This is a genomic window from Methylobacterium sp. D48H, from assembly GCF_053345715.1.
In genome coordinates this window covers 1-23,190 of record NZ_JBKFAP010000012.1, presented here as the reverse complement: position 1 = coordinate 23,190, position 23,190 = coordinate 1, and the positions used below count along the sequence as shown (strand labels likewise).

The window sequence follows — 23,190 nt, the reverse complement described above, 5'->3', positions numbered from 1 at the left end:
CGGACGAGACTCCGTGACGCCCCCGGACGGCTGCCCGGGCGGCAGGACTGGGCAGATACCGTTTCGGCCGGAGCCTGCTCACAAATCCGTGCCCTCTTTCTTGCCGTCGTCTCCTGATTTGGTCCCCGCGCCCCCGACCGTGATCTTGACGGTCTGCGTCTGGACTTGGCCGTCGGAGCTCTTGACCTCGAACGTCACTTCGTCGGTGCCGGTGAATCCGTTGTTGGGCTGGTAGAACAGCGCCTGGACGGCCGCTTCCTTGTTGGGGCAGCGGTAGCTCGCCGGCGTCTTCAGCTTGCCGACCTTGGTGATCACCGACCCGTTCTTCGGCGGGCCCGAGACCTTGAACTCCGGCATCGGCCCAGGAGAACAATCCTTCTTGAGGTTGGGCGCGATCTCGATGCGGACCGTCTTGCCGGGCGCCACCGTCTTGGTTCGGCTGGACGGCGTCTGGGCCAGGGCGGGCCCGGCCAGTGCCATGCTCCCTGCGAGCAGCGCGGCGAGCGGACGTAGGGCAATCATGGCAGCGTCTCTCCAGTGCCGACCCGGGACCTCTCCCCGGACACGCGTCCGGATGTCCCGTTCATCGGTGGAGACCATGTGGGGACGCCGCGCACGGGCGTCGAGGGCTCGGGCGGCGGGTTAATTCTGGAGGGCCGCCGCGACGATCCCGGTGATGCGGGCGATCTGCGCCGCGTCGAACTCGCCGGCCAGGGCGGCGGCGAGCCGCCCCTCAACCCGCGCCCGCTCCCCGGCATCGGCCACCGGCACGGGGGGAATCTCGTCCTCGGCCAGCCGGCAGGCCCGGCGAATCGTCTCGGCGGCCGCCAGGAGTTTCTCCCGGTCGGTGGGACCCATCTCCCAGAGCGGGTTGCGCAGGCGGCTGATCACCCGCTTGGCGTCGCGATAGTCCCGGTCGACCCCGGTGGCCGCCTCGATCTGGCTGACGAGGAACATCAGCTCCAGGACTTCGGACGCCGCCTCCGGGCAGGAGCGGACGATCCGCATGATGCGGGCCATCAGTTCCTGGCTGGGCGTCAACTTGGGTTTGGGCGCGGCCATGCGGGCGACAACGCGACGTGTTGCCGGAAAGTTCGCCCGCCGCGCGCGGGGCCGGGGTCGTCGAGCCTGGCAGGCCCGCTCAGGCCTCCATGTCGGGCAGGTCGCGCAGCCCGTCGAGCAGGGCGCGGCAGGCGCGCAGCTCGTCCAGGGCCCCGGCCAGGGCCGCCCGGTCCGACGCGCCGAACGTCGCGCCCCCGGTCCCGCTCCGGGCTCCCGCCTCGGTCTCGACCTCCTGAAGCAGCGGCTCGGCCGCCACGGCCTCGCCGCGGCCGACGGCCTGCACGAAGCGGACGCCGTTCTCCTTGAGCACCCGCTGAGCCCCCGCGATGGTGTAGCGCTGCACGTGCAGGAGGTGGCGGATGCCGGCGACGAGCTCGATGTCCTGGGGCCGGTAGTAGCGGCGCCCCCCCGCCCGCTTCACGGGGCGGATCTGGCCGAAGCGGGTTTCCCAGAACCGCAGGACGTGCTGGGGCACGTCGAGTTCCTCGGCCACCTCGCTGATCGTCCGGAACGCGTGGGCGCTCTTCTCGCCGATCCCGGTCGGCGGTTCGTCAATCGAGGCGGCGAGGGCTGGCGGCATGGGCGTCTTACGGAGCGGGGCGAAGCGGCCCGATCTTGCCGGCTCGCGGGGCCGCACTCAAGCCTGAAGAGCCCGCCCGAAGCGCTCGCCGACGCGGCCGCAATGCGGCGCGCTCAGTCGTCGTCGTGTTCGCCCGCGCCGTTCAGGCCGTTGATCTTGGCCTTGAGCACGTTGGAGGGCTTGAACACCATCACCTGCCGCGGCTCGATCGCGACCTCGACCCCGGTCTTGGGATTGCGGCCGACGCGCTTGCCCTTGCTGCGGACCACGAAGGAGCCGAACGAGGACAGCTTCACCGTCTCGCCGCTCGCGAGGCAGCTGCAGATCTCGGACAGCACGGTCTCGACGAGGGCGGCCGACTCGGTCCGCGACAGGCCCACCTGGTGGTAGACGGCCTCGCTCAAGTCGGCGCGCGTCACCGTCTTGCCTGCCATGCCGTGTCCCCTCGCCCGCGTCGCTCGCCCCATGACGCATGGCGCAGCACCCTTGGCCGCGCCGAACGCTGAAGGCGTATCCCTATGATCCGGCACGCTAATCGGCGCTCCGCCCCCGGTCAACCGCGCCGGGACAGCGAATCGTTTCGGGCGCGCCGCCCGAAACGCTACCAGCGGATCAGCGCGGCGCCCCAGCTGAACCCGCCGCCGATCGCCTCGATCATCACGAGGTCGCCCGCCCGGATGCGGCCGTCCCGCCGCGCCACGTCGAGGGCCAGGGGTATCGAGGCCGCCGAGGTGTTGCCGTGGCGGTCCACCGTCAGGACGATCTTGTCCCGGGCGACACCGAGCTTGTCGGCCGAGGCCTCGATGATCCGGCGGTTGGCCTGATGCGGCACGAACCAATCGAGTTCCTCCGCGGTGATGCCCGCCTGCGCGAAGGCCTCGACGATCACGTCGGTGACCTGCCCGACGGCGAATCGGAACACGTCGCGGCCCTCCATGCGCAGGTGGCCGGTGGTGCCGGTGGAGCCGGGGCCGCCGTCGACGTAGAGCTTCTCCCGGTGGCGGCCGTCCGACCGCAGGCTCGCGCTGAGGACGCCGCGGTCCCCGGCCCCCTCCTGCGCCTCCAGCACGACGGCGCCGGCCCCGTCGCCGAACAGCACGCAGGTGGTGCGGTCCTCCCAGTCGACGATCCGCGAGAAGGTCTCGGCGCCGATCACGAGGGCCCGGCGGGCGGCCCCCGTGGTCAGGAACTTGTCGGCGGTCGAGACCGCGAAGACGAAGCCGGCGCACACCGCCTGCAGGTCGAAGGCCGCGCCCTGATGGATGCCCAGAGCTGACTGGATCTGGGTCGCGGTCGCCGGGAAGGTGTGATCCGGCGTCGAGGTGGCGCAGATCACGAGGTCGATGTCGTCCGCGCTCAGCCCGGCATCGTCGAGGGCCGCCCTGGCGGCGCGCGTGCCGAGGACCGAGGTGGTCTCGTCGGGCCCTGCGAGATGGCGCTGGCGGATCCCGGTCCGCTGGACGATCCACTCGTCGGACGTGTCCACCCGCTCGGCGAGGTCGGCGTTCGTCACCACCCGCGCGGGCAGGCTCGAGCCGGTCCCGACCACCACCGAGCGCAGAGGGGGGACGCGCCGGTGCTGCTCGGGGTCAGTGCGGAGGGTTGCCATCATTGTCCTTCCCGGACGACCCAGCTTCACAATCGCCGGTTGTGAAGCCGCGGGCGTCCGATTTCCATCCCGTCCGTCGACGGAGGCCCGGGGCCGGCGTCAGGCCGGCGCCAGCGCCGCCGTCTGGTCGAGCATCTCGCGGATCGTGCGGATCATGTCGTGGCGCGCCATGTCGTGCGCCAGATCGATCGCCGCGGCGAAGCCCTGCGCGTTCTCCGAGCCGTGGCTCTTGATGACGATGCCCTCGAGGCCGAGGAACACCCCGCCGTTGGCCCGGCTGGGGTTCATCTTGTCCTTGAGGGCCTTGAAGGCCTGCCGCGCGAACAGGGCGCCGATCTTGGCGGCCAGCGTCCGGGTCATGGCGGCGCGGAGATACGTGCCGATCTGCTTGGCGGTGCCCTCGGCGGTCTTGAGGGCGATGTTGCCGGTGAATCCCTCCGTCACCACCACGTCGACCGTGCCGCGCCCGAGATCCGTGCCCTCGACGAAGCCGTGATAGGTCAGGCCGGGGCTCTCCATCTCGCGCAGGATCCGGGCAGCCTCCTTGACCGCCTCGTTGCCCTTCATCTCCTCGGTGCCGACGTTGAGCAGGCCGACGGTCGGACGCTCGAGGTCGAACACGATGCGCGCCATGGCCGAGCCCATCACGGCCATCTCGACGAGGTGCTCGGCATCCGTGCCGATCGTGGCGCCGACGTCGAGCACGACGCTCTCGCCGCGCACGGTCGGCCACAGGCAGGCGATGGCCGGGCGCTCGATGCCCGACATGGTCTTCAGGCAGATCTTGGACATCGCCATCAGGGCGCCGGTGTTGCCGGCCGACACGCAGGCATCGGCCTGCCCGTCGCGGACCGCCTGGATCGCCTGCCACATGGACGACTTGCCCCGGCCCTGGCGCACCGCCTGGCTCGGCTTGTCGTCCATGGCCACGGCCACGCTGGTGTGGCGGATCTCCACGCAGTCCTTGAGCCGGGGCTCCTTGGCGACCAGCGGCGCGATCACCGCCTCGTCGCCGAACATGAGGAAGGTGGTGCCGGGATGGCGCTCCCGGGCCAGCGCCGCGCCGGGCACGACCGTGGTGGGCCCGTGGTCGCCACCCATGGCGTCGAGCGAGATGCACACGCGTTGGGACATGTCGGTAGCGGGTCGCGGGTCTCGGCGGGAAAGGGGTCGGACGGCGGCGGGACGGGGCTCGCCGGGCGCGGCGGACCATAGCGATACCGGCCCGGCGGGCAAATGAAATCGGGCGGCCGGCGGTTCCGGCCGGACGCGGCGGCCTCAGCCGTCGCGGTCGCGGAGCTTGCGCAGGCCGTCGAGGGGTCCGGCCTCGTCGCCCGCCACGACCGGCTCGAAGGCGATGCCGGGCTTGCGCGGGTACGGGTCGAGGCCCAGCGCCAGGAACTCGGCGGTGAGCGCGCCGAAATCGATGCGGCCGCCGACCAGGGGGTCGGGGATGTCGGCGTCCTCGGCATCGGTGCCGGCGAGCCGGTCGGTGTCGGTGAACACCACCTCGACCGGCTCCCGGACCGGCGCCTCGAAGGGTTCGAGGCTGACGGTGCAGACCTGGGTCACCAGGGCCTCCACGGTGCCGGTCACGGTGAGGCGGCTGGTCGCCCCCTCGATGGCGAAGCGCCCGACGAGGTCGCGGATCCCCGGGATGCCGAAATCGGCGGCCAGCGCCGCGCACTCGGCCGGGCTCGCCTCCACGGTGACGGCGCCGCGCCCCTGGGGCAGGCGCTCGACATTGACCCAGCGCGCGAGCGGGAAAGCGTCCTGGCCGGCATCGCGGCTGCTGGCATCGCGGCTCATGCGCGTCCTCCGTGGTCAGGGCCGGCCGGTACCGGCGCGAAGCCGTCGGGCTCCGGGAAGGGCGGCCCGGCCGCGAGCAGCCCGTCGAGATCGGCCCCGGCGAGGGCGGCGTCGGCCGCCCGCACGTAGGCGGCGAGACCGCGCCCGTCCCCCTCGCCGCCGAGCACGTTGCGGACGAGGGTGGCCGCCAGGGCCGCGGCGTCGCCGGCCTCCAGGGCCGCGTCGTAGCCCTCGGCCCGGCCGTAGAAGGCGGCGCCGAGCTTCTTCATCCGCTTGGACACGCCCATGTCGCCGACGCCGAGTTCGCGCAGGGAGGCGTCGAGCTGGGTGAAGACCGAGTTCACCAGATCCTGCGCCACCTCGGCGGCCGGCGGCGGCAGCCGGTTCAGCCGGCGCAGGACCAGGATCGCGTGCAGGCACAGGGATTCGAACCGGCCCTCCACGGTGTCGGGCACGCCGAGATCCGTGTAGAGGCCCGGCCGGCGCGCGGCCTCGCTCAGGGCGACGTGCAGCCCCTCGACGGCGCGGCGGCGCGCGCCCGCGCGGCGGAACAGCCCGGCGATCATCGGTGTCGAACCCCGGCCCTCTGTGGCCAAGCTTGCCTTGTCAAAGCCATAACCCCGCGGTACGGCAACCCACGCCCAGGGCGCAAGCGCCGTCGGAGCCCCGTGCCGGCGGCGACGGTCGCGCCCCGTCCGTCAACACGCTCTCTGGGGGCCCGATGCGGCGCCGTTTCGTCCAGTCCTTCGCGCGCCTCGCCCTGCTCGGCCTCGCGGCAACCGGTCTGTCGGGCTGCATCGGCGAGGAGCTGCGCCACGGCTACCAGGTCGATCAGGCGGCGCTCGCCACGATCAAGCCCGGCATGGGCCCCGAGCAGGTGCTGCAGATCCTGGGCACGCCCTCGACCGTGTCCACGGTCGGCAACAAGTCCTGGTACTACATCTCGCAGAACACCCGCCGGACGATCATGTTCCTGGGCGAGCAGGTCGAGGACCAGAAGGTCACGGCCGTGTACTTCACCCCCGCCTTCAAGGTCGAGCGCGTGGCGCTCTACGGCCTGCAGGACGGCCGGATCTTCGACTTCATCGAGCGCACCACGCCGACGAGCGGCGCCGACCGCGCCTTCCTCAGCCAGCTGTTCCGCGGCCTGACCCGCTACGAGCCGTTCGGCAGCGGCAGCGGCACCAGCGTCGTGCCGGGCGCGAATCGCGGCATGTGACCGGCCTCGCCCGCCACGAGGCGGGCGATCGCCCCGGGCTCCGGGAACAGGTGCTCGGGGCCGTGGGACGCGAGGGCCCGCGGGTCGGTGTAGCCCCAGGCCACGGCGCCGAACGGGCAGCCCAGCGCCCGCGCCGCCTCGAGGTCCCGGATCTCGTCGCCGACGCAGAGGGCCCGGTGCGGCGGCACCCCGGCCCGCGCGAGCAGCGCCCGGAGCCGGCGCGCCTTCCCGAAGATCGACGCCCCGCAGGCGTAGCTGCCGATGCGGGCGGCATTGTCCGGTCCGAGCACCCGCCGCACCGTGTCGGCGCGATTCGACGACAGGATCGCCAGCGGCACGCCCGCCGCCGCGATCGCGGCCAGCATCGCCGGGACGCCGGGAAACAGGGGGATCTGCGCGGCGTCGCGGGCGGCCAGCGCGTGCATGTGGCGGGCGATGAGCGGCAGCTTCCAGCGCGGGATGCCGAGATGGGCGACGATCGCCCGGGCGCCCTGGAGCCGGAGCTCCTCCACCTCGTGGGCCTCGACCCGGCGGAAGCGGTAGCGGTCGGCGACGCCGTTCAGCACCGAGCAGAACCACCCGAAACTGTCGGCCAGCGTGCCGTCGAAGTCGAGGACGACGAGACCCGGCCCGGGCGCGGCCGGCATCCGGGCCGGCATCCGAGCCACGTCAGGTCCGCAGGTTCTCGAGCGGGACGCTGAGCCGCATCAGGAGACCGCCCGGCGCCCAGTCGTGCTCCAGCGCCCCGTCGAGCTGGCCGGCGACGCTGCGCTCGGCCAGCACCGTGCCGAATCCCTTCCGGGACGGCGCGCCGGCGATCTGCGGGCCGCCCTCCTCGCGCCAGGTCAGCGTGTAGCGGCCCGCCTCGCGGGTCCCGCTCAGCGAGACGCCGCCCTCCCGCGTCGACAGGCCGCCGTACTTGACCGCGTTCGTCGCCTGCTCGTGCATGATCAGCGCGAGGGCCGTGGCGGTGCGCTCACCGATCTCGGCATCGTCCCCCGAGATCACCACGCGGGCGCGTCCGTTCTCCTCGTAGGCGGCCATGATCAGGCGCATCAGCCCGAGCACCGTCTGACCGGCGACCGGCGGGGCGCTGTCGGGGGAGTGCGGGCGGACGTATTCGTGGGCCCGGGCCAGGGCGCCGAGCCGCTCGCGGAACGCGGCCACGAAGGGCTTGGCCGCGGGGTCGGTCCGCGCGGTCAGGGCGGCGAGGCCGCCCACCACCGCGAAGATGTTCTTGATCCGGTGCGACAGCTCGCGGATCAGCAGGTCGCGGGCCTCCTCGGCGCGCTTGGCCTCGCGCAGGTCGCGGGTGACCGTGGCGTAGCCGAGCTCGGTCCCGGTCGGGTCGCGCACCGGGAAGATGTTGTAGAGCACCGCCAGGGGCTCGCCGGTGACGAAGTGCCGGAAGGCGAGTTCGCCCTCCCAGAACCCGTCCCGGCGCACCGCCGGCATCACGGTCTCGGCCAGGATCCGGCGGCTGTCGTCGGTGAAGAAGTCGGGCACCTTCTTGGCGCGGGCGGCGGCGAGATCGGGCAGGCCGACCAGGGCCATGGCCGCCTCGTTGAGGTGGGTGATCGCGCCCTCGAGGGTGCTGAGCCCGATGAAGTCCTTGGAGGTCTCGACGATCGCCGCGAGCTTGCGGGCCTCGGCCTCGGCGCGCTTCAAATCGTCGATGTCGGTGCAGGTCCCGAACCACCGCTCGATCCGCCCCTCGGCGTCCCGGATCGGCATGGCCCGCCCCAGGGTCCAGCGGTAGTCGCCGCTGTGGTGGCGCAGGCGATACTCGATCTCGTAGGGCTCGCCGGTCGCGAGGCAGTGGCGCCAGCGCGCCCAGGCCCTGTCCTGGTCCTCGGCATGGAACACACCGTTCCAGCCCTCGCCGTCGGTGGAGCCGTAGGGGACGCCGGTGAACTCGTACCAGCGGTCGTTGTAGTAGTCGTGGAACCCGTCCGGCCGCGTGGTCCAAACCATCTGGGGCATCGCCGAGGTCATCACGCGGAAGCGGCGCTCGCTCGCGGCGATCTCCGCCTCGCGGGCGGCGACCTGCGCCAGCGTCCTGCGGTGCTCCAGCAGGCTGGAGATCTGGCGCGCCAGCGCCAGCAGGGTCGCGGTCTGCTCCGAATCGAGCCCCTCCGGCCGCGGGACGCGGTCCAGCACGCACAGCGCGCCGAGCGGGATGCCGTGGCTGCCGCGGATCACCGCACCCGCGTAGAACCGGAAGGCCGGCGCCCCGGTGACCAGGGGATTCTCTGTGGTCCGGGGGTCCGCGGTCAGGTCCGGGATGACGAGAAGGTCGCCGGCCTCGATCGTGTGGGCACAGACCGAGCAATTGATCGGCAGCTCGCGCTTGCCGAGGCCCACCTCCGACTTGAACCACTGCCGCTCGGCATCGACGAGGCTGACGAGTGCGACCGGCGCCCGGCAGACATAGGCGGCGACCCGCACGAGGTCGTCGTAGAGCGGCTCGGGCTCGGAATCGAGGATCGCGAGATCGCGCAGTTCGGCGATCCGGTCGGCGGCGCGCCAGCGCCCGTCGGTCGGTCCGGCTTCCGCGAGCGCGTGAGGTGCAGGCACATCCATGGTCCTGCCCTCACATAGGCGCGCGACGGCCCGCTGCCAAGGAACCGCCGCGGTTTCCTGCCGCAGCCCTCCGGGCCGCGGCAGGGCGCGCGACCGCGGCGCGTCAGGCGGCGCGGGACTCGGTCAGGGTCGGGTAGTCGACGTAGCCCTCGGGGCCCTGGCTGTACCACGTCGCAGCGTCGTCCTTGGCGAGCGGCGCCTTCCTGGCGATCCGCTCGGCGAGGTCCGGGTTGGCGATGAAGGTCCGGCCGAACGCGATGGCGTCGGCCTCGCCGGCATCCAGCGCCTTCTGGCCGCTGACCCCGTCGTAGTCGGCGTTCAGGATCATCGGGTTGCGGAACACGCGCCGCATCGCCGGGGCGATCGGCGGGTGGTCGGCCTTGCCGAAGGTGCCATTCGGCCCCGGCTCGCGCATCTCCAGGAAGGCGATCCCGGCATCGGCGAGCGCCTGGGCGGCGGCGACGAACAGCGGCTCCGGGTTCGAGTCGTTGCAGCCCTGGATCGCGCCGTTCGGCGAGAGGCGGACGCCCGTGCGCTCGGGTCCGGCGACCTTCGCCACCGCCTCGGTCACCTCGCGCAGGAGCCGCACCCGGTTCTCGATGGAGCCGCCGTACTGGTCGGTGCGATGGTTGGTGCCGTCGCGGAGGAACTCGTCGATCAGGTAGCCGTTCGCGGCGTGGATCTGCACCCCGTCGAACCCGGCCGCCAGGGCGTTGGCGGTGGCCCGCTCGTAATCGGCGAGCAGGCGCGGGATCTCGGACACCTCCAGGGCGCGGGCCTCGCTGTAGGGCTTCTTGCCGGAATAGGTGTGGGCCTGGTCGGGGGCCGTGGTGGGCGAGGACGAGACCGGCTTGGCGCCGCCGAGGAAGTCCGAATGGACCATCCGGCCCATGTGCCAGATCTGGCAGACGATCTTGCCGCCCTTGTCGTGAACGGCCTTCACGATCGGCCGCCACGCGTCGACCTGGGCGTCGGACCAGATGCCCGGCGCGTAGGGCCAACCGAGGCCCTCCTGGCTGATGCCGGTGGCCTCGGTGAGGATCAGGCCGGCGCCGGCGCGCTGGGCGTAGTACTCGGCCATGATCGGGGTCGGGACGTGCTCGCGGGTGCCGCGGCCGCGGGTCAGCGGCGCCATGAAGATCCGGTTCTTCGCCTCGATGGCGCCGATGCGGATCGGGTCGAGCAGGGACGGCATGGGTTACCTCGTGCTGGTGCGGCGGGGGCCGCGTCCGGGTTTTAATCCGGCGCCGAGGTGGCGCTGCGGCGCCGCGATGCCAAGGTGCTGCGCCGCGGGACTGACCGTCGCGTGCGGGGGCGCACACGGCGAAACGGGAAGGGCCGGTCTCGCGGAGAGCCCGGCCCCGTCGGCCGATCCTGTCTTCGCGGAACTCAGCTGTGCGCCAGCACGGCGAGCAGCAGCAGGGCGATGATGTTGGTGATCTTGATCGCCGGGTTCACGGCCGGACCGGCGGTGTCCTTGTAGGGGTCGCCGACCGTGTCACCGGTCACCGCCGCCTTGTGGGCGTCGGAGCCCTTGCCGCCGTGGTGGCCATCCTCGATGTACTTCTTGGCGTTGTCCCAGGCACCGCCGCCCGAGGTCATCGAGATCGCCACGTAGAGGCCGGTGAGGATCACGCCGAGCAGGCTCGCGCCCACGGTGGCGAAGGCCTGGCTCTTCCCGGCGATGAACTGGATCACGAAGAACAGCACTATCGGCGACAGGACCGGCAGCAGCGAGGGGATGATCATCTCCTTGATCGCCGCGCGGGTGAGCATGTCCACCGCCCGCCCGTAATCCGGCCGGTCCGTGCCCTGCATGATGCCGGGCTTGGCCCGGAACTGGCGCCGGACCTCCTCGACCACCGCGCCCGCCGCGCGCCCGACCGCCGTCATGGCGATGCCGGCGAACAGGAACGGGATCAGGCCGCCGAGCAGCAGCCCGACCACGACGTAGGGGTTGGAGAGCGAGAAATCGACGCTGACGCCCTGGAAGAAGCGGTACTGCGTCGGGCTCGCATGGGCGATGAAGTAGTTCAGGTCCGACGTGTAGGCGGCAAACAGCACCAGCGCGCCGAGACCCGCCGAGCCGATCGCGTAGCCCTTCGTCACCGCCTTGGTGGTGTTGCCGACCGCGTCGAGGGCGTCGGTGGACTTGCGCACCTCCGAGGGCAGGCCCGCCATCTCGGCGATGCCGCCGGCATTGTCGGTGACCGGCCCGAAGGCGTCCAGCGCCACGATGAAGCCCGCGAGCGCCAGCATGGCGGTGACCGCGATGGCGATGCCGAACAGGCCGGCGAGCGCGTAGGTGCTGATGATGCCTGCCACGATCACGATGGCCGGCAGCGCGGTCGATTCGAGCGAGATCGCCAGCCCCTGGATCACGTTGGTGCCGTGGCCGGTCACCGACGCGTCGGCGATCGACTTCACCGGGCGGAAGTTGGTGCCCGTGTAGTACTCGGTGATCACGACGATCAGCGCCGTGATGGCGAGCCCGATCACCGCGCAGCCGAACAGCGCGGCCGACGTGAAGGTCAGGCCGGTCGAGGTGGTGAAGCTCGTCGAGAAGCCGCCGAGCAGGGTCATGTTGACCGCCGCGATCGCCGCGATGGAGAGTACGCCGGCGGCGATCAGCCCCTTGTAGAGCGCCCCCATGATCGACTGGTTCGCGCCGAGCCGCACCGCGTAGGTGCCGGCGATGGAGGTGAGGATGCAGGCCGACCCGATGGCGAGCGGGTACAGCATCATCGGCTCGAGGACGTCGCGGTTGCTGCCGCCGGCGCCGGAGAAGAAGATCGCGGCCAGCACCATCGTGGCGACGACCGTCACCGCGTAGGTCTCGAACAGGTCGGCCGCCATGCCGGCGCAGTCGCCGACATTGTCGCCGACGTTGTCGGCGATGGTGGCGGGGTTGCGCGGATCGTCCTCCGGGATGCCGGCCTCAACCTTGCCGACGAGGTCGCCGCCGACATCGGCGCCCTTGGTGAAGATGCCGCCGCCGAGGCGGGCGAAGATCGAGATCAGCGAGGCGCCGAAGCCGAGCGCCACGAGGGCGTCGATCACCTCGCGGCTCGACGGCTCGAGATGGGCGGCGCGGGTGAGGAACAGGTAGTAGAGGGCCACGCCCAGCAGCGCGAGGCCCGCCACCAGCATGCCGGTCACCGCCCCCGACTTGAAGGCGACGTCGAGGCCGCCGCCCAGCGAGGTCGAGGCGGCCTGGGCCGTGCGGACGTTGGCCCGCACCGAGACGTTCATGCCGATGAAGCCGGCCGCGCCCGACAGCACGGCGCCGATCAGGAAGCCGACCGCGACCTTGATCCCGAGGAAGACGGCGAGGAGGACGAACAGGACGACGCCGACGAGGCCGATCGTCGTGTATTGCCGCCGGAGATAGGCCTGCGCGCCCTCGGCGATGGCGGCGGCGATCTCCTGCATGCGCTGCGTGCCGGCGTCGCGCCGCATCACGTCGAGGATCGTGACGATGCCGTAGGCGACGGCGCAGAGCCCGCCCGCGATGATCAGGACCAAGGGAATCATTCGACCGTCCTTGTTATTATCGTGCCTGGCGTTGGCTTGTGATTGTCGAGCTTGGCCGCCGGACGACGGCCATGGGACGCGGCGCTCGGATTCGGGGCTTTCCTTCCCAGAACAATGCCTTGATTGCCAAACTTCGCCGGGGAGCGCAAACGCCGCGTCGGCGGGCGACGCCGGGAATCGGGTCTCACGACCCGCGGGCCAAAAAGCCCTCGAACCCGCAATGCTGCATTATGTTGCAGATCTGGTTTCTCGCCGGCCGCTGCACCCGGTTCCATGGGCGCGAGCCCCCTCTTCCGTGCGGGAGAGGGGGCCGAGCGCGGCTCCCGCGAGCGGAGATGCCCGTCCCCCGAACTGGAACATCACGAACGCGAGCGGCTCGAGCGGCCGTTAACGTCGCCTTAACCAACCGATATTCTATTTTTGGTTGTATTCGGACGAGGGACTCGCCATGAGCAGCGACCAGGCCGCCAGGTTGGCGGCGACCATCGAGGTGTTGAGCGGCGCGGTCGGCTTCCTGATCGCAGAGCGGGTCGCGGCGCAGCCGGTCACGATCCAGGACGACCTGCTCTGCGTGCTGCAGCGCGCCCTGTCCCGGGCGCCGGGCGCGGGCGGGGACCCGGCCGGCCGCTGGATCCCGGTGGTCGCCGCCGCGATGATCGGCGAGGTCCGGCGCCAGATCGGCCACCCGGCCGGGGATTCCGCCGGCCCGATGATCTCGGGACCGGACGCGATCTGGGCGTCAGAAGTGGCTGAAGGCTCCGGCCGCGAACACGCGCTCGGCGCCATCGCGCATTTCGAAGCGCGGCGGGCCGTCGCCTGAGGTAACGGTGCCGATGGCGGCGACGGCGATCCCGGCCGCCGCGGCCTCGGCCCGGAAATCCGCCAGGCGCTCCGGCGCGACGGTGCAGAGGATCTCGTAATCGTCGCCGCCGGTCAGGACCGCCTCGATCAGGGCGGGATCCGCCGCGCAGGCGCACCGGGCCGCCTCCGAGAGCGGCACGTCCGCCGTCGCCACCCGGGCGGTGCGGCCCGCGCCCAGCATCTTGGCGAGATCGCCCGCGAGGCCGTCCGACACGTCCATGGCCGCCGAGGCGTGGCGGCGGATGGCCGGCGCGGCGGCGAGCCGCGGGCGCGGGTGCAGGTAGCGGTCGGCGAGTTCGGCCCGCAGCGCCGGATCGAGGCCGGCCGCCCAGGGGGCGTCGCCCTCCAGGCGCATCCGCAGGCCTAGGGCGGCGTCGCCGATCGTGCCGGTGACGCAGATCCGGTCGCCGACCCGCGCGGTGGTGCGCCGCACGATGGTGCCGGTCGGCAGCTCGCCGAACACGCTCACCGAGATCAGCGCGGGGCCGCCGGAGCGCACCGTGTCGCCGCCCAGCAGCGGGCAGCCGGCCGCCTCGGCCGCCGCGCCGAGCCCCTGCGCGAATCCGCCGAGCCAGGCCTCCGTCCAGTCGTCGGGCAGCGCGAGGGTCAGCAGGAAGCCGCGCGGGACCGCGCCCTTGGCGGCGATGTCGGAGAGGTTCACGCCGAGCGCCTTGCGGGCGACCGAGGCCGGCGGATCCTCCGCGAAGTAGTGGATCCCCGCCACCACGGCGTCGGCGGTGACGACGAGGTCGTGGCCCGGCGCGGGCGTCAGCGTGGCGGCGTCGTCCCGGAGCCCGTCGGCGCCCGGCCCCGCGAGCGGGGCGAAGTAGCGGGCGATCAGCCCCTCCTCGGAGGCGCGGGCCGGCCCGGCCAAGACTCAGGCCTTCCCGGCCGACGGTTTCCCAGCCGCAGCTTTGCCGGGGAGCGGCTTGGACGAGCCCGGCTTGCCCGAGGCCTTCGGGGCCCCGACCTCGCCCGGCCGGACCTCCCGGGCGACCCGGTCGAGGACGGCGTTGACGAGGCCCGGCTCGTCGGCGGTGTAGAAGCTGTGGGCGACGTCGACGTATTCCGAGATCGCCGCGGCCGCCGGCACGTCGCGGCGGAACATCAGCTCGTAGGCGCCCGCCCGCAGGATCGCCCGGAGCACGATCTCGATGCGGCGCAGCGGCCAGCCCTGCGCGAGGGCCTGGTCGAGCTTGGGGTCGATGGCGCGCTGCTCCTCGACCGTGCCGCGCAGCAGGTCGCGGAAGAACGCGGTCTCGGCCGGGGGATGGGCGATCCCGTCGACCTCCTGGCCGATCCAGAAGGCCTCGAACTCGGCGAGGGCGTCGAGCACGCCCTTGCCGGAGACGTCCATCTCGTAGAGCGCCTGCACCACCGCGAGGCGGGCGCCGCTGCGCAGGCTGATCTTTGCGGCGGCGCCGGCGGTGCCGGTGCCATTCTCCGCGCCGGTCTCCGGCTGGGTCTCGGGGGTCCCGGTCATGGGTGTATCCGTCATCGCGGGCGCGCGCCTTCGGCCGCACGCTTCAGGGCGAGCACGCCGAGCGCCGCCTCGGCGGCGCCGCCGCCCTTGTTCATCTCGGCGACCCGGGCGCGGGCGAGCGCCTGCGCCTCGGTCTCGACCGTGAGGATGCCGTTGCCCAGCGGCACGCGGCGCTGCACCGACAGGTCCATGAGCGCCCGGGCGCTCTCGCCGGCGACGATGTCGTAGTGGCCGGTCTCGCCGCGGATCACGCAGCCGAGCGCCACCACGGCGTCGTAGGCGCCCGTGTCGAGCAGGATCGCCACGGCGGCGGGGATCTCCAGGGCCCCCGGCACGGTGACCACGGTGGCCTGCGCGTCGGCGGCCGCGATCGCCGCCAGGGCGCCAGCCAGGAGTTCGTCGGCGATCGCGTCGTAGTAGCGCGCCTCGACCACGAGGATCCGGGCGCCGGCGAGCGCCGGGTCGGTGGGCTTGGGCGCCGAATCGGCGCGGGTATGGGCGACCATGGCTCTCGTCCGGCCGGGTTTTCGGGAACGGGCGGGCGGCACATCGGGCACCCGCACGGGGGAGGACGGTTAGACCGAAGCGGCCGGCGCCACAAGCCGCGCGGGATCGCCCCCGGCCCGCGCCGCGGCCGCGGCGGCGCGCCCTACCCGACCAGCGGCGGCAGCGGCGGGGCCGCGGGGCCGCCCTCCGGCAGGGCCGTGCGGGCGACGTTCATCGTCATGGCGAGCAGCGCGTAGTAGCCGTTGATGCCGGTCAGATCGATCGCCCCCTGCTCGCCGAAGCGCGCGACCAGGGCCGCGTAGGTCGCGTCGCTCACCGCGCGGTTGCGCATCAGCTCGGTCGAGAAAGCGTAGGCGAGGGCCTCGTCGGCGCTCATCGTGTCGGGGCGGCGCCCCTCGGCCAGCGCCCGCGCGGTCTCGGGGGCGACCCCGGCCTCGAGGGCGATCGGGTGGTGGATCGCCCACTCGACCGGCTGGCTCCACTCCCGCGCGACCACCAGGATCGCGAACTCGCTGATCCGCAGCGGCAGGACGCTGCCGTAGCGCAGGTACTGGCCCATCCGGCTCGCGCACAGCATCAGCTCGGGGCTGCGCAGGAGTGGCACGAACGGCCCGAAGACCGGGACGCCGCGCTCGGCCCGGAACGCGGCCGCCGCCTCTTCCTGCGCCGGGGACAGGCCGCCGGCCCGGATCTCCGGCATGCGCTCCGCGCTGGTCTGCCCGCTGGCCATGCGTTTCCCCTCCGTGCTCCGGCGCCGACGCGCGGCCCGCTCTGGATTTCCGGTGCCCGTGCGCCTAGACCATTGGGGCTCACCGGCACGCACCGCGCCCGACCGGGCGGCGATCCCTGAACGCCAGCGAGGCTTACGGCTTTGGCCCTCCCCGTCAACGAACGCCGGCGCATCATGCTGCTCACGGGCGCGAGCCGGGGCATCGGCCACGCCACCGTCAAGCGCTTCTCGGCCGCGGGCTGGCGCGTGATCACCTGCTCGCGCCACGCCTTCCCGGAGAACTGCCCCTGGGAGATGGGGCCCGAGGACCACCTGCAGGTCGACCTCGCCGACGCGCAGGACACGGTCCGCGCCGTCGAGGAGGTGCGGGGCCGGCTCGCCGCCGAGGGCGGGGTGCTGCACGCGCTGGTCAACAATGCCGGGATCTCGCCGAAGGGGCCGGAGGGCGAGCGCCTCGGCGCGCTGGCCACCGAGTTCGACACCTGGCAGCGGGTCTTCCAGGTCAACCTCTTCGCCACGATCCTGCTGGCCCGGGGCCTGCGCGAGGAACTGGCCCGGGCCAAGGGCTCGGTCGTCAACGTGACGTCGATCGCCGGCTCGCGCGTCCACCCCTTCGCGGGGGCGGCGTACGGCACCTCCAAGGCGGCGCTGGCTGGCCTGACCCGCGAGATGGCCGCCGATTTCGGGCCGCTCGGCGTGCGGGTGAACGCGATCTCGCCGGGCGAGATTGACACGTCGATCCTGTCGCCCGGCACCGAGAAGCTCGTCGAGCAGATCCCGCAGCGCCGGCTCGGCACGCCGGACGAGGTCGCCAAGGCGATCTACTTCCTGTGCACCGAGGCCTCCTCCTACGTGAACGGCGCCGAGCTCCACATCAACGGCGGCCAGCACGTTTGACCAGATCGGTCGCTTCCTGGGGCGCTTCCGCGCGCCGGCACCCGGCGGCTTGCCGCGGGCGGGTCGCGCTCGTCCTGGGCCTCCTCGCGTGCGCCGCGCCCGTCGCGGGTGCGCGGGCCGAGCCCGGGATCCGGATCCTCGACCTGCCCTTCAAGGTGCGGGCGCTGCGCGGCTCGCGCAGCGAGGCCGCGGTCTCGGTGGCGACCTCCGGGCTCCTGCCGATCACCGGCGGCACGGCAGGGGCAAAGGCCGGCGCGCAGGGCGGCGGACAGCAGGCCGGCGACGAGGAGAGCGCGCCGATCGCCGTGGTCTGGGGCGACGACGGCGGCGCCGTGCTCGCCCTCGCAGAGGGCGGCGTCACCGTGCGGCCGATCGGCCGGGACGCGGTCGAGGGGCTGACCGCCGCCGAGACGCCGCGCGGGGCCCTGCCGGGCTCGCGCCGCGCCCTCTCGGGCCCCCTGAGCGCCTATCTCACCGGGCGCACGCGCTCCCCCGACGGCGGCGCGGCCGCCGCGGTGCTGACGATCCGCGAGCGCCAGCCGATGGCGGTGAGCACCGATCCGAAGCCCGTCCCCGTGGCCACCGTGACGGTGCCGGCGGGGGGCGAGGCCGTGTTCGCGCCGCTGCGGCCGCGCCTGTTGCGCCTCGGGGACCGCCCGGCGCTGCTGGCGGCGACGCTGTCCGGCGCGGATGCCGGCGGCCTCGTGCTGATCGACCGGCCCGCCGGCGATCCGGGCGCGGCCTGGGCCGTCGCCGCCCGCACGCCCGCCCAGCCGGGCCCGCCCCTCAAGATCGCCGGCATCGCGGATTTCTCCGGATCGGGCGCCACCCAGGCCGCGACGGTCAGCGCCAAGGGCCGGCTCCAGCTCTGGACGCTGCGTCCCGACGCGATCGAGCCCGCCGGCGAGGCCGCGGGCTACGCGGCCGGCGACGGCGATTCGGATCTCGCCGTGACCGTTCCGACCGGCGGCAGCCCCGAGCTCGTCCTGCCGGTGGCGGGCCGGCCGGAGATCGCCTTCGTGGCGGCCAAGGGCGGCCTGCGCGAGCGGGCGCGCGTGCCGCTACCGGCCCCCGCGGAGACCGGCATCGTCGTCCTCGGCGAGGGCGCGGCGGCGCGGCTGCTCGTCGGCCTCGCCGACGGCCGGGTGGCCGTCGTGGCACCGGACGGGGGCAAGCCGTGACCGCGGGCGCACCGGATCCCGACAGCCGGCTGTTCCCGGCCCGGCCCTTCGTGGGCGCGTCGATCGCGGTGATCCGCGGCGAGCGGGCCCTGCTGGCGGCGCGGGCCAACGAGCCGATGCGCGGCGTCTGGACCCTGCCGGGCGGCCTCGTGGAGGCGGGCGAGTCCCTGGCAGAGGCGGCCCTGCGCGAACTGTCCGAGGAGGTCGGCCTGCCCGCCGAGGTGGTCGGCGTGCTCTCGCCCACCGAGATCATCGTCCGGGACGAGGCCGGACGGGCCCGCCACCACTACGTCGTCCACCCGCACGCCGCCCTGTGGTGCGGCGGCGAGCCCGTGGCCGGGCCCGAGGCCCTGGGCACCCGGTGGGCGACGCTCGCGGAGGTCGCGACCCTTCCGACCACCCCCGGCCTGGTCGACACCCTGCGCGAGGCCTTCGCGCGGGTGGCGGCCCGGGGCACGGATGGAACCACGGACGGGAGCGCGGATCGGCACGCGAACCGCGCGGGAATGCCAGGCGGGGAGCCGACGGCGTGAGGCGCCCCGCGACCCTCCTGTGCCTGCTGGCGCTCCTGGCAGGCCCGGTCTCCGCGCCGGCGCTGGCGCAGCAGCGCTCCGGCCGGAGCGGCGCGCCCGCCAAGGAAGCCGCGAAGGAGCCGTCCAAGGAGCCAACCGCCCCCGCGGACGTGCCCGCGCCCTACGACCGCGACCTGCTGCGCATGTCCGAGATCATCGGGGCCCTGGCGTTCCTGCGGAACCTCTGCGCGGCCCCGGACGCGGCCGACTGGCCGGCCCGCATGAAGGCGCTGATCGACTCCGAGGGCGTGACCCCGGCCCGCCGCGACCGGCTGGCCGGCGCCTACAACCGCGGCTACCGCGGCTACGCGCTGACCTACCGGGTCTGCACGCCCGCGGCCCACGAGGCGGCCGCCCGGTACGTCGCGGAGGGCGACCGGCTGTCGCACGCTCTGGCCGGGCGTTTCGGGGGGTGATGCAGGTACAGCACACATACCGGCGATGCCGGCGAAACATCGGATTTGAGCGCTCGCGTTAACCGATCCGAAATTCTCGGCTGGCCGAGCCGCCGGGACCTGCTTATCATCCATTGCGTCCGCCGGGCCCCGTGTCCGGCGCAATGGAAGTATCCGGCCATGCAGCACAGCTCTCACACCGCCCCCATCGAGGTCGATGTCGAGGAGAAACGCGTCGCGCTGAGTTACGTCTCGGAAGCGTTCGCGGAAGGCTGCCTCGATGGTCTCGACGGTGACTGCATGGCCCAGGCCGCCCTGTTCGCGGCCTTTCAGGAACTCGTGACGACGTACGGCGAAGAAGCCACGGCCCGCTACGCGGAGGGATTCCCGGAGCGCATCCGCGGGGGCGCGTTCACCACGACGCTCCAGCATTGAGCGCGTGAGCGCGGACGGTTGAGGCGCGGGCGGTCAGCGACTACGTCCCGGGTCCGCGGTCCGGCCAGCCGGACCGTCCGCGCCCCGAGGAATCGCCGCCCATGCCCGTCGCCCTGCTGCCGGACCGCGCCCTGGTCACCGTCACCGGACCGGACGCCACGACGCTGCTCCAGGGCGTCCTGACCTGCAACGTCGAGACGCTCCAGCCCGGTGAGGCGCGCCTCGGCGCCCTGCTCACGCCGCAGGGCAAGATCCTCTTCGATTTCCTGGTCTCGCGGATCCCCGACGGCTTCCGGTTCGACGTGCTGGCCGACAGGGCCGCGGACCTCGCCAAGCGCCTGACGCTCTATCGCCTGCGCGCGCAAGCGACCATCGCGGCCGACCCAACCGTCGCGGTCGCGGCGGCCTGGGCCGGCGCGGCCCCGCCCGCCGCGGAGGCGCTGGCCGATTCCCGCGCGGCCGATCTCGGCGCCCGTCTCTACGCCGAAGCGGGCGCCTTCTCGGCGGACGCCGCCGAGGCCGAGTACCACGCGCACCGGATCGCCCTCGGCGTGCCCGAGGGCGGACGCGACTTCGCCTTCGGCGACGCTTTCCCGCACGAGGCGCTGATGGATCAGCTCGGCGGTGTCGACTTCCGCAAGGGCTGCTACGTCGGCCAGGAGGTGGTCTCGCGGATGCAGCACCGGGGCACGGCCCGGACCCGCATCCTGGCGGCCGCCTACGCGGACGCCGCGCCCGCGCCCGGCACCGAGATCACAGCGGGCGGCAAGGTGCTCGGCACCACGGGCAGCGCCGCGGGGAACCGCGGCCTCGCCACGGTCCGCCTCGACCGACTGGGCGACGCACTCGCCTCCGGCGAGACCCCGCGCGCGGGCGACCAGCCCGTGACGCTGGCGCGCCCCGCCTGCGCGACCTTCGCCATGCCGGACGCGGCGGCGAGCGCGGCCGGGTAGGATCGCGACGCGCGGGATCGGGCCGCGTGACCGCGGCGCGTCTTGCACCGGCGGAAGGGACCGTCGAGGTGGCCGTGCGGCCGCCGCCGCGACGGTGGCGTTCCGCTCCTGTTCTCGTTACCATCGCCGTATGTCCGAGACCGGCCTCATCGCCCATCCCGACGGCTGCCCACGCTGCTGGTGGGCCGGGCTCGACCCGCTCTACGTCGCCTATCACGACACCGAGTGGGGCGTGCCCGAGCATGACGGCCGCGCTCTCTACGAGAAGCTGATCCTCGACGGCTTCCAGGCCGGCCTGTCGTGGATCACCATCCTGCGCCGCCGGGACGGGTTCCGCGACGCCTTCGCGGATTTCGATCCCGAGCGGATCGCCCGCTTCACCGAGGCGGACGTCGCGCGGCTGATGGCCGACACCCGCATCATCCGCAACCGCGCCAAGATCCAGGGCACCGTCGCGGGCGCCCGGGCGTGGCTGCGGATCGAGGAGCGCGGCCCCGGCTTCGCGCACTTCCTGTGGGACTTCGTCGACGGCCGGCCGGTCCAGGGCACGGCCCGGACCCGCGCGGAGATCGCCACCGAGACGCCGGTCTCCCGGGCGATCGGCAAGGCCCTGAAGGCCGAGGGCTTCTCCTTCTGCGGGCCGACCATCGTGCACGCGTTCATGCAGGCGGTGGGCATGGTCAACGATCACCTCGTCGGCTGCCACCGGCACGGGCCCTGCGCTGCGCTCGGCGGGTCCCGGTGAGCGCGCCGCCGCGCGCGTGGCAGCGCATGCTCTCTGGCCGCCGCCTCGACCTCCTCGACCCGGCGCCCGGGGACATCGAGATCGCCGACATCGCCCACGGCCTTGCCCGGGTCGCGCGCTGGAACGGCCAGACCCGCGGGCCGCACGTCTTCTCGGTGGCGCAGCACAGCCTGCTGGTCGAGGCGGTGGGCCGCCACCTCGCGCCCGGCTGCACCGACCGGGACGGGCTCGAGCTGCTCCTGCACGACGCGCCGGAATACGTGGTCGGGGACATCATCTCGCCGCTCAAGGCCGCCATCGGCGACGCCTATCGCGGCGTCGAGCTGCGCCTGCTCGCGGCGGTGCGCCGCCGCTTCGGGCTGGCCGCTCCCTCGCCCGCGCTCGCCCGGCTCGTGAAGCGAGCCGACCGGATCGCCGCCCACGTCGAGGCGGTGCGCCTCGCCGGCTTCGCGCCGGAGGAGGCCGAGCGCTATTTCGGCCCCTCGGTCGACCTGCCCGAGCCGGTGCCGGCCCTGGCCGAGCCGTGGCCGACCGCCGAGGCCGAGGCGCGATTTCTCGCGCGCTTCACCGCCCTGTCCCCGCCCTGACGGATCTTCGCCCTCGATCCGTCACGATCGCAGGTCACTGGCGCCCCACCATGCCGACCCTCCACGTCTGTCCGCTCTCGCGCCTGCCCGAGACCGTCGCCGCCACGGGCGCGAGCCACGTGCTCACGCTGATCAATGTCGGCACGCCGCTGGAGCGGCCGGCCGTGATCGACGCCGCGAACCACGCCATCATCTGGGTCAGCGACATCGCGGCGGCCCGGGACGGACACGTTTTGCCGGCTGAAGAACACGTGGCCCGGCTTCTCGACTTCGTCCGGACCTGGCCGCGGGAGAAGCCGCTGGTGATCCACTGCTACGCCGGGATCAGCCGCTCGACGGCCGCCGCCTACATCGCGGCCTGCGCGCTGGCGCCCGAGCGCGACGAGGCGGCGATCGCCGACGCCCTGCGGTCCGCCTCGCCCTCGGCGACGCCCAACGCCCTGTTCGTGGCGATCGCCGACCGGATGCTGGATCGCGACGGCCGCATGGTCGCGGCGATCGCCCGCATCGGGCGCGGCGCCGACGCCTTCGAGGGCACGCCGTTCACCCTCGCGCTGGCGTGAACCGAACGCAGGTGCGAAGTGTGGCGCAAACGCCGCCGCGGCCGTCCAAAACGGTGCGGACCCGGCCGGCGGACTGGCCCCCAGGGTTGTGGCGACCGGGGATCGCGCCGTACAAACACCCCCAAAGGAAGTATCTGGGATGAGTGCGAGCAGACCCGAGGTGGCCCCCGCCGCCGGCGACCTGCCCTTCGAGAAGGCGCTGGAACAGCTCGAAGAAATCGTCCGCCGGCTCGAGCGCGGCGACGTGCCGCTCGACGAGTCGGTGGCGATCTACGAGCGCGGCGAGGTGCTGAAGAAGCATTGCGAGGCGCTGCTGAAGCGGGCCGAGGCGCGGATCCAGCGGATCACGCTGGGCGCCGACGGGCGGCCCGAGGGCGTCGCCCCACTCGACATGTCCTGAGGCTCGGCGGTCGAACCGATCCCATCCGTTAGAGGTTGATGCCGTGGCGATTACCCCCGAGCAGAGTGCACTTCTCGACCGCGTTCCGTCTCCTTCGGCGCTGCGGCGTCTTCCGGAGTCGGAGCTTCCGGCGGTGGCGGACGCGGTGCGCGCCGAGATGATCGACGCGGTCTCGATCACCGGCGGCCATCTCGGCTCGGGGCTCGGCGTCGTCGAGCTGACCGTGGCGCTGCACCACGTGTTCGACACCCCCGACGACCGCATCGTCTGGGACGTCGGACACCAGTGCTACCCCCACAAGATCCTCACCGAGCGCCGCGACCGCATCCGGACGCTCCGCCAGGGCGGCGGCCTGTCCGGCTTCACCAAGCGGAGCGAGAGCGTCTACGACCCCTTCGGCGCCGCCCACTCCTCGACCTCGATCTCGGCTGCGCTGGGCATGGCGGTCGCCCGCGACCTCGACAACGCCGCCGCCAAGCAGAAGA

The 23,190-nt window shown here is 73.2% G+C and carries 29 protein-coding genes; 13 read left to right on the top strand and 16 right to left on the bottom strand.

Annotation, left to right across the window (positions count from 1 at the left end; genetic code table 11):
- Positions 1-78: 78 nt before the first annotated feature.
- The 8 genes from ACLBX8_RS19155 to ACLBX8_RS19120 form a co-directional block, all read right to left on the bottom strand.
- Positions 79-522 (bottom strand): Ig-like domain-containing protein, encoded by a 444-nt coding sequence (locus ACLBX8_RS19155; RefSeq protein WP_026605036.1) that lies wholly within the window; start codon positions 520-522, stop codon positions 79-81.
- 120 nt (positions 523-642) lie between these two features.
- Positions 643-1,062, bottom strand: a complete 420-nt coding sequence (locus tag ACLBX8_RS19150) for a hypothetical protein (RefSeq protein ID WP_447700054.1) — start codon at positions 1,060-1,062, stop codon at positions 643-645.
- Between the two features lie 79 nt (positions 1,063-1,141).
- Positions 1,142-1,642 (bottom strand): MerR family transcriptional regulator, encoded by a 501-nt coding sequence (locus ACLBX8_RS19145; RefSeq protein WP_447700055.1) that lies wholly within the window; start codon positions 1,640-1,642, stop codon positions 1,142-1,144.
- 113 nt (positions 1,643-1,755) lie between these two features.
- Positions 1,756-2,076, bottom strand: a complete 321-nt coding sequence (locus tag ACLBX8_RS19140; protein ID WP_012320898.1) for an integration host factor subunit alpha — start codon at positions 2,074-2,076, stop codon at positions 1,756-1,758.
- A 167-nt stretch (positions 2,077-2,243) separates the two neighbouring features.
- Complete coding sequence (locus tag ACLBX8_RS19135) at positions 2,244-3,251, bottom strand: beta-ketoacyl-ACP synthase III (protein ID WP_056531284.1); 1,008 nt, start codon at positions 3,249-3,251, stop codon at positions 2,244-2,246.
- 99 nt (positions 3,252-3,350) lie between these two features.
- Positions 3,351-4,385, bottom strand: a complete 1,035-nt coding sequence (gene plsX, locus ACLBX8_RS19130; protein WP_091927318.1) for a phosphate acyltransferase PlsX — start codon at positions 4,383-4,385, stop codon at positions 3,351-3,353.
- 144 nt (positions 4,386-4,529) lie between these two features.
- Positions 4,530-5,060: a YceD family protein gene (locus ACLBX8_RS19125; protein WP_020093879.1), complete on the bottom strand. Its 531-nt coding sequence runs from the start codon at positions 5,058-5,060 to the stop codon at positions 4,530-4,532.
- The gene (locus tag ACLBX8_RS19120; protein WP_447700056.1) at positions 5,057-5,626 is read right to left on the bottom strand and encodes a ubiquinol-cytochrome C chaperone family protein; all 570 of its coding nucleotides are present in this window, start codon (positions 5,624-5,626) and stop codon (positions 5,057-5,059) included. Before ACLBX8_RS19120 ends, ACLBX8_RS19125 begins: the two co-directional genes overlap by 4 nt.
- A 155-nt stretch (positions 5,627-5,781) precedes the next feature.
- Between ACLBX8_RS19120 and ACLBX8_RS19115 the strand changes: the two genes are divergently transcribed.
- Positions 5,782-6,279 carry an outer membrane protein assembly factor BamE gene (locus tag ACLBX8_RS19115; protein WP_020093881.1) on the top strand — a complete coding sequence of 166 codons (498 nt, stop codon included), beginning with the start codon at positions 5,782-5,784 and terminating at the stop codon, positions 6,277-6,279.
- On the opposite strand, the gene ACLBX8_RS19110 is transcribed toward ACLBX8_RS19115, so the two are convergent.
- The 4 genes from ACLBX8_RS19110 to ACLBX8_RS19095 all read right to left on the bottom strand — a co-directional run bounded on the left by ACLBX8_RS19110 (position 6,216) and on the right by ACLBX8_RS19095 (position 12,396).
- Positions 6,216-6,926 carry an HAD hydrolase-like protein gene (locus ACLBX8_RS19110; protein ID WP_447700057.1) on the bottom strand — a complete coding sequence of 237 codons (711 nt, stop codon included), beginning with the start codon at positions 6,924-6,926 and terminating at the stop codon, positions 6,216-6,218. The two genes, ACLBX8_RS19115 and ACLBX8_RS19110, sit on opposite strands and share 64 nt — an antisense overlap.
- 22 nt (positions 6,927-6,948) lie before the next feature.
- Entirely contained in the window at positions 6,949-8,862 is a 1,914-nt protein-coding gene (locus ACLBX8_RS19105) for a PAS domain S-box protein (protein ID WP_091681868.1), read from the bottom strand.
- A 103-nt stretch (positions 8,863-8,965) separates the two neighbouring features.
- On the bottom strand, positions 8,966-10,057 hold the full coding sequence (locus tag ACLBX8_RS19100) for an alkene reductase (protein ID WP_447715623.1): 1,092 nt from the start codon (positions 10,055-10,057) through the stop codon (positions 8,966-8,968).
- Between the two features lie 194 nt (positions 10,058-10,251).
- Positions 10,252-12,396: a sodium-translocating pyrophosphatase gene (locus ACLBX8_RS19095; protein WP_091927315.1), complete on the bottom strand. Its 2,145-nt coding sequence runs from the start codon at positions 12,394-12,396 to the stop codon at positions 10,252-10,254.
- A gap of 448 nt (positions 12,397-12,844) precedes the next feature.
- Here ACLBX8_RS19095 and ACLBX8_RS19090 point away from each other — a divergent pair, with 448 nt between their 5' ends.
- Positions 12,845-13,216: a hypothetical protein gene (locus tag ACLBX8_RS19090; protein ID WP_026605043.1), complete on the top strand. Its 372-nt coding sequence runs from the start codon at positions 12,845-12,847 to the stop codon at positions 13,214-13,216.
- Here the strand turns inward: ACLBX8_RS19090 and thiL are convergent.
- From thiL to ACLBX8_RS19070, 4 genes are all read right to left on the bottom strand, one after another.
- Positions 13,136-14,131 carry a thiamine-phosphate kinase gene (gene thiL, locus ACLBX8_RS19085; RefSeq protein WP_447715622.1) on the bottom strand — a complete coding sequence of 332 codons (996 nt, stop codon included), beginning with the start codon at positions 14,129-14,131 and terminating at the stop codon, positions 13,136-13,138. The two genes, ACLBX8_RS19090 and thiL, sit on opposite strands and share 81 nt — an antisense overlap.
- A gap of 3 nt (positions 14,132-14,134) precedes the next feature.
- Positions 14,135-14,740, bottom strand: a complete 606-nt coding sequence (gene nusB, locus ACLBX8_RS19080) for a transcription antitermination factor NusB (RefSeq protein ID WP_447700061.1) — start codon at positions 14,738-14,740, stop codon at positions 14,135-14,137.
- An 11-nt stretch (positions 14,741-14,751) separates the two neighbouring features.
- The gene (ribH, locus tag ACLBX8_RS19075; protein ID WP_020093929.1) at positions 14,752-15,246 is read right to left on the bottom strand and encodes a 6,7-dimethyl-8-ribityllumazine synthase; all 495 of its coding nucleotides are present in this window, start codon (positions 15,244-15,246) and stop codon (positions 14,752-14,754) included.
- A gap of 143 nt (positions 15,247-15,389) precedes the next feature.
- On the bottom strand, positions 15,390-15,977 hold the full coding sequence (locus ACLBX8_RS19070) for a carboxymuconolactone decarboxylase family protein (RefSeq protein WP_447700062.1): 588 nt from the start codon (positions 15,975-15,977) through the stop codon (positions 15,390-15,392).
- Positions 15,978-16,151: 174 nt separating this feature from the next.
- On the opposite strand from ACLBX8_RS19070, the gene ACLBX8_RS19065 reads away from it, so the two are divergent.
- From ACLBX8_RS19065 to ACLBX8_RS19015, 11 genes are all read left to right on the top strand, one after another.
- Positions 16,152-16,874: an SDR family NAD(P)-dependent oxidoreductase gene (locus ACLBX8_RS19065; protein WP_041372745.1), complete on the top strand. Its 723-nt coding sequence runs from the start codon at positions 16,152-16,154 to the stop codon at positions 16,872-16,874.
- On the top strand, positions 16,871-18,055 hold the full coding sequence (locus ACLBX8_RS19060) for a hypothetical protein (RefSeq protein WP_447700063.1): 1,185 nt from the start codon (positions 16,871-16,873) through the stop codon (positions 18,053-18,055). The genes ACLBX8_RS19065 and ACLBX8_RS19060 overlap by 4 nt, the downstream gene beginning before the upstream one ends.
- Positions 18,052-18,588 carry an NUDIX hydrolase gene (locus tag ACLBX8_RS19055; protein WP_447700064.1) on the top strand — a complete coding sequence of 179 codons (537 nt, stop codon included), beginning with the start codon at positions 18,052-18,054 and terminating at the stop codon, positions 18,586-18,588. The genes ACLBX8_RS19060 and ACLBX8_RS19055 overlap by 4 nt, the downstream gene beginning before the upstream one ends.
- On the top strand, positions 18,585-19,043 hold the full coding sequence (locus ACLBX8_RS19050) for a TIGR02301 family protein (RefSeq protein WP_447700065.1): 459 nt from the start codon (positions 18,585-18,587) through the stop codon (positions 19,041-19,043). The genes ACLBX8_RS19055 and ACLBX8_RS19050 overlap by 4 nt, the downstream gene beginning before the upstream one ends.
- 159 nt (positions 19,044-19,202) lie before the next feature.
- Positions 19,203-19,457, top strand: coding sequence for a hypothetical protein (locus ACLBX8_RS19045; RefSeq protein ID WP_012320917.1), 255 nt, complete (start codon positions 19,203-19,205; stop codon positions 19,455-19,457).
- Positions 19,458-19,558: 101 nt separating this feature from the next.
- Positions 19,559-20,410, top strand: coding sequence for a CAF17-like 4Fe-4S cluster assembly/insertion protein YgfZ (ygfZ, locus tag ACLBX8_RS19040; RefSeq protein WP_091927310.1), 852 nt, complete (start codon positions 19,559-19,561; stop codon positions 20,408-20,410).
- A gap of 130 nt (positions 20,411-20,540) precedes the next feature.
- Positions 20,541-21,155 (top strand): DNA-3-methyladenine glycosylase I, encoded by a 615-nt coding sequence (locus ACLBX8_RS19035; RefSeq protein WP_091927309.1) that lies wholly within the window; start codon positions 20,541-20,543, stop codon positions 21,153-21,155.
- A gap of 26 nt (positions 21,156-21,181) precedes the next feature.
- A complete protein-coding gene (locus ACLBX8_RS19030) occupies positions 21,182-21,742 on the top strand; it encodes a hydrolase (protein WP_447700066.1) in 561 nt (186 codons plus the stop codon).
- 50 nt (positions 21,743-21,792) lie between these two features.
- Entirely contained in the window at positions 21,793-22,305 is a 513-nt protein-coding gene (locus ACLBX8_RS19025) for a tyrosine phosphatase family protein (RefSeq protein WP_020093937.1), read from the top strand.
- Between the two features lie 139 nt (positions 22,306-22,444).
- A complete protein-coding gene (locus ACLBX8_RS19020; protein ID WP_192711363.1) occupies positions 22,445-22,705 on the top strand; it encodes an exodeoxyribonuclease VII small subunit in 261 nt (86 codons plus the stop codon).
- Between the two features lie 43 nt (positions 22,706-22,748).
- Positions 22,749-23,190, top strand: a 442-nt coding sequence (locus ACLBX8_RS19015; RefSeq protein WP_447715621.1) for a 1-deoxy-D-xylulose-5-phosphate synthase N-terminal domain-containing protein, incomplete at its 3' end; no start/stop codon positions are given.

Coding starts and splice junctions, on each gene's coding strand:
- ACLBX8_RS19070 (WP_447700062.1), bottom strand. CDS start 15,977: ATGGCCAGCGGGCAGACCAGCGCGGAGCGCATGCCGGAGATCCGGGCC.
- ACLBX8_RS19135 (WP_056531284.1), bottom strand. CDS start 3,251: ATGGCAACCCTCCGCACTGACCCCGAGCAGCACCGGCGCGTCCCCCCT.
- ACLBX8_RS19030 (WP_447700066.1), top strand. CDS start 21,182: ATGCTCTCTGGCCGCCGCCTCGACCTCCTCGACCCGGCGCCCGGGGAC.
- ACLBX8_RS19120 (WP_447700056.1), bottom strand. CDS start 5,626: ATGATCGCCGGGCTGTTCCGCCGCGCGGGCGCGCGCCGCCGCGCCGTC.
- ACLBX8_RS19110 (WP_447700057.1), bottom strand. CDS start 6,926: ATGCCGGCCGCGCCCGGGCCGGGTCTCGTCGTCCTCGACTTCGACGGC.
- ACLBX8_RS19115 (WP_020093881.1), top strand. CDS start 5,782: ATGCGGCGCCGTTTCGTCCAGTCCTTCGCGCGCCTCGCCCTGCTCGGC.
- ACLBX8_RS19025 (WP_020093937.1), top strand. CDS start 21,793: ATGCCGACCCTCCACGTCTGTCCGCTCTCGCGCCTGCCCGAGACCGTC.
- ACLBX8_RS19035 (WP_091927309.1), top strand. CDS start 20,541: ATGTCCGAGACCGGCCTCATCGCCCATCCCGACGGCTGCCCACGCTGC.
- nusB (WP_447700061.1), bottom strand. CDS start 14,740: ATGACCGGGACCCCCGAGACCCAGCCGGAGACCGGCGCGGAGAATGGC.
- ACLBX8_RS19140 (WP_012320898.1), bottom strand. CDS start 2,076: ATGGCAGGCAAGACGGTGACGCGCGCCGACTTGAGCGAGGCCGTCTAC.
- ACLBX8_RS19065 (WP_041372745.1), top strand. CDS start 16,152: ATGCTGCTCACGGGCGCGAGCCGGGGCATCGGCCACGCCACCGTCAAG.
- ACLBX8_RS19090 (WP_026605043.1), top strand. CDS start 12,845: ATGAGCAGCGACCAGGCCGCCAGGTTGGCGGCGACCATCGAGGTGTTG.
- ACLBX8_RS19155 (WP_026605036.1), bottom strand. CDS start 522: ATGATTGCCCTACGTCCGCTCGCCGCGCTGCTCGCAGGGAGCATGGCA.
- ACLBX8_RS19020 (WP_192711363.1), top strand. CDS start 22,445: ATGAGTGCGAGCAGACCCGAGGTGGCCCCCGCCGCCGGCGACCTGCCC.
- ACLBX8_RS19045 (WP_012320917.1), top strand. CDS start 19,203: ATGCAGCACAGCTCTCACACCGCCCCCATCGAGGTCGATGTCGAGGAG.
- plsX (WP_091927318.1), bottom strand. CDS start 4,385: ATGTCCCAACGCGTGTGCATCTCGCTCGACGCCATGGGTGGCGACCAC.
- ACLBX8_RS19095 (WP_091927315.1), bottom strand. CDS start 12,396: ATGATTCCCTTGGTCCTGATCATCGCGGGCGGGCTCTGCGCCGTCGCC.
- ACLBX8_RS19125 (WP_020093879.1), bottom strand. CDS start 5,060: ATGAGCCGCGATGCCAGCAGCCGCGATGCCGGCCAGGACGCTTTCCCG.
- ACLBX8_RS19150 (WP_447700054.1), bottom strand. CDS start 1,062: ATGGCCGCGCCCAAACCCAAGTTGACGCCCAGCCAGGAACTGATGGCC.
- ACLBX8_RS19145 (WP_447700055.1), bottom strand. CDS start 1,642: ATGCCGCCAGCCCTCGCCGCCTCGATTGACGAACCGCCGACCGGGATC.
- ACLBX8_RS19100 (WP_447715623.1), bottom strand. CDS start 10,057: ATGCCGTCCCTGCTCGACCCGATCCGCATCGGCGCCATCGAGGCGAAG.
- ACLBX8_RS19105 (WP_091681868.1), bottom strand. CDS start 8,862: ATGGATGTGCCTGCACCTCACGCGCTCGCGGAAGCCGGACCGACCGAC.
- ygfZ (WP_091927310.1), top strand. CDS start 19,559: ATGCCCGTCGCCCTGCTGCCGGACCGCGCCCTGGTCACCGTCACCGGA.
- ribH (WP_020093929.1), bottom strand. CDS start 15,246: ATGGTCGCCCATACCCGCGCCGATTCGGCGCCCAAGCCCACCGACCCG.